The sequence below is a fragment of the Verrucosispora sp. SN26_14.1 genome (assembly GCF_004307965.1).
Lineage (GTDB): Bacteria > Actinomycetota > Actinomycetes > Mycobacteriales > Micromonosporaceae > Micromonospora.
This window is the reverse complement of record NZ_SISL01000574.1, coordinates 1-3,348: the sequence shown is the minus strand read 5'-3', so window position 1 is coordinate 3,348 and position 3,348 is coordinate 1. Positions and strand designations below refer to the sequence as shown.

Genomic DNA, 3,348 nt, shown 5'->3' with positions numbered 1-3,348 from the left:
GGCGGCCGCGCCGGCGCGGGCCGGGTCCGGCAGCGCCACCCAGAGCTGCACGCCGTGCATCAGCGGCGGATGGGCGGCCGGGGACCGCTCGGAGTGCGCGATGCCGTGCCCGGAGGTCATCACGTTGAGCTGCCCGGGTCGGATCGGCTGCGCGTTGCCGAGGCTGTCGCGGTGCAGGATCTCGCCGTCGAGCAGCCAGGTCACGGTCTGCAGCCCGGTGTGTGGATGCGGCGGCACCTCCATGCCCGGGCGCTGCGCCACGTCGTCCGGACCGAAGTGGTCCACGAAGCACCAGGCGCCGACCATCCGGCGGGTGCGTTGCGGAAGCAGCCGACGCACCGTCGTGTAGCGCCCCAGCGGCACGTCGTGGCCGGGCAACAGGACGCTGCCGGGGTCGACGGTGGCCACACCGGGCGGTCGGGTCTGCGCGGGCATCGACTCGGCACGTTCCACCATCCGACTGTACGCCCGCGCGCCGGACCCGCTCAGCCTCCGCGTACGGTCACCCGGTTCGCGCCCGCCACCAGGTCGAGGAAGATCCGGTCGGCGGCCCGGTCCCAGCCCGGCGACCCGAGCACCGTCTGCGGGGCGACCCCGTCGAGGCGCTCGTCGTACACGGCGATCGCTCCGGCTCCGGCGACCGACCGGACGCGGACCGGAACGCCGCCGACCACGGTGACGTCGAACCGGTTGACCCCGCCGGTGACCCGCACCACGACCAGCCCCTCCACGGCGGGCAGCCGCAGCGTGGTCCGGGTCGCGCCACCGGCCAGTTCCAGGCCGCCCAGGCGGGCGGCGGCGAGGTCCAGCCGCCGTTCGGTGCTCCCACCGGTGAGCGCCACCTGCCAGCTCACCCGGGCGTTGAGCAGCACCTCGACCTCGCCCGGACCCGCACCGTCGCGGGTCAGCCGCAGCCGCACCCGGTCGCCGACCAGTTCCGGGAGGAGCCGGGTGACCGACTCGGCCGGGGTGATGATCCGGTACAGCTCCTCCCCCAGGTCCGTCACCCGCAGGTCGAACCGGGTCACGTCGTCGACCAGTTCGAAGGTGCCCCGCCGACGGCCGTCCAGCGGCGCGGTCTCGACCTGCTCGGGGCGCTGCGCCGCCGCCTGCGCCGCGCCACCCAGTCCGCTGGTGCCCTCGGGGGCGGCGGTGACCTCCGGCAGGTCGCCGGAGAAGACCCGACCGAGCCGGTGCGGGTCGGAGAGGATCACCACCACGGCGGTCGCGCCCAGCCCCAGCATCAGCACCGCGGCGGCGGCGAGCAGCCGCGCCCCGGCCGACCATGTCGGTCGTCCGTCCCCGGGCTCGTCCCGGATCTCGGGCTCGTCCTCACCCACGGTCGCGTCGTCACCCACGGTCACGCTGTCCGCGTCTCGCGGTTCGTCACCGACAGTTGCCGGTGGTGCCGGCACCGCGTCCTCCGACCCCCGACCCGAGGGTGTCAGGCGGTACGCCTCGTGCTCCGACTCGGCCATGCCACGTCCCCTTCCACGGTCCCCTACCAGCAGGTACGCGCCAGGGAGCGGGTCGGATCAGTCAACTCGGGGACGAACCTCACCCTCGACCGGTGCGCCCAGCCGACCGGCGACCTTGTCGGCGCACCCGCCGAGGACCTCGCGGGCGTCCAGACCCAGGCTCTCGATGGCGACCAGCGCGGTGAACGCCACGTCGGCCAGCTCCGCCGCCACGTCCGCCCGGGTGTGCGTGACCCCCTTGCGCGGGTTCTGGCCGAGGAACCCGATCCAGGCGCCCGCCACCTCACCCGCCTCCTCGGTGAGCTTGAGCATCCGGCAGGTCAGCTCCGCCTCACCGGTGCCGTTTGTCACGTCCAGCCAGTCACGCGCAGTGCGTACAGTCGTCCAGATCGTCTCGTCCACGCTGCCAGTGAACCGGACAGTGGTCACCATCCGTATCCGGGGGCACCGCGTGACGGGGCGACAAGGCACGGCACCACGCCGTGCCCGGACCGGAAGGACGTGTCGGTGATGCCGGAGACGGTCGAGTCGGTGTTCGCCAGTGTGGTCAACCGCAACCCGGGTGAGCCCGAGTTCCACCAGGCCGTACGGGAGGTGTTGGAGAGCATCGGCCCGGCGCTCGCGCGTCACCCGGAGTACGCCGACGCCCGGATCATCGAACGGATCTGCGAGCCGGAGCGGCAGATCATCTTCCGGGTGCCGTGGGAGGACGACCGGGGTCAGGTCCGGGTGAACCGGGGATTCCGGGTGGAGTTCAACAGCGCCCTCGGCCCGTTCAAGGGCGGCCTGCGCTTCCACCCCTCGGTCTACCTGGGCATCGTCAAGTTCCTCGGCTTCGAGCAGATCTTCAAGAACGCGCTGACCGGGCTGCCGATCGGGGCCGGCAAGGGCGGTGCCGACTTCGACCCCAAGGGATGCTCGGACCGCGAGGTGATGCGGTTCTGCCAGAGCTACATGACCGAGCTGTACCGCCACATCGGCGCGCAGACCGACGTGCCCGCGGGTGACATCGGGGTGGGCGGCCGGGAGATCGGCTACCTGTTCGGCCAGTACAAGCGGATCACCAACCGGTACGAGTCGGGCGTGCTCACCGGTAAGGGCCTGTCGTACGGCGGCGCGCAGGCGCGTACCGAGGCCACCGGGTACGGCACGGCGTTCTTCGCCGAGGAGATGCTCACCCAGGGCGGCGACAGCATGGACGGCAAACGGGTGGTGGTCTCCGGCGCCGGTAACGTGGCGATCTACGCGATCCAGAAGGTGCACCAGCTCGGCGGCAGGGTGGTCGCCTGCTCCGACTCGTCCGGGTATGTCCTGGACGAGAAGGGCATCGACCTCGACGTGCTGCGGGACCTGAAGGAACGCCGCCGGGGCCGGCTCGCCGACTACGTACGCGAGGTGCCGCATGCGGTCGCCGTCGCCGGGCGTACTCCCTGGGAGGTGCCTTGTGACCTGGCCCTACCGTGCGCGACGCAGAACGAGATCGGCGGCGCCGAGGCCGCGCAGCTCGTCGCCGGCGGCTGCGTCGCGGTGGTGGAGGGGGCGAACATGCCGACCACCCCGGAGGCGGTCCGCATCCTGGGCCGGGCCGGGGTCCGGTTCGCACCCGGCAAGGCGGCCAACGCCGGTGGGGTGGCGGTCAGCGCCCTGGAGATGCAGCAGAACGCCAGCCGGGAGTCGTGGACGTTCGCCGAGTCGGAGCAGCGGCTCCGCGAGACCATGCGCGACATCCACGCCCGCTGCTGGGCCACCGCCGAGGAGTACGGCCTCCCCGGCGACTACGTGGCCGGCGCCAACATCAACGGCTTCCGCCGAGTAGCCGAAGCCATGCTCGCCCAGGGCCTGATCTAACCCACCCCACTCCCCCACCCAC

Annotated in this window: 4 protein-coding genes; 1 reads left to right on the top strand and 3 read right to left on the bottom strand. The window is 72.5% G+C overall.

The annotated features are described in order from the left end of the window. The 3 genes from EYA84_RS29295 to EYA84_RS29285 form a co-directional block, all read right to left on the bottom strand. A partial coding sequence (locus EYA84_RS29295; protein ID WP_131057277.1) for a pirin family protein occupies nt 1-453 on the bottom strand: 453 nt, incomplete at its 3' end. Nucleotides 454-485: 32 nt separating this feature from the next. Continuing rightward, nucleotides 486-1,478, bottom strand: a complete 993-nt coding sequence (locus tag EYA84_RS29290) for a hypothetical protein (protein ID WP_236146024.1) — start codon at nt 1,476-1,478, stop codon at nt 486-488. A 57-nt stretch (nt 1,479-1,535) separates the two neighbouring features. Further along, nucleotides 1,536-1,880, bottom strand: a complete 345-nt coding sequence (locus tag EYA84_RS29285; protein ID WP_131057275.1) for a MazG-like family protein — start codon at nt 1,878-1,880, stop codon at nt 1,536-1,538. A gap of 108 nt (nt 1,881-1,988) precedes the next feature. Here EYA84_RS29285 and gdhA point away from each other — a divergent pair, with 108 nt between their 5' ends. Further along, entirely contained in the window at nt 1,989-3,326 is a 1,338-nt protein-coding gene (gene gdhA, locus EYA84_RS29280) for an NADP-specific glutamate dehydrogenase (protein ID WP_131057279.1), read from the top strand. Nucleotides 3,327-3,348: the final 22 nt, after the last annotated feature.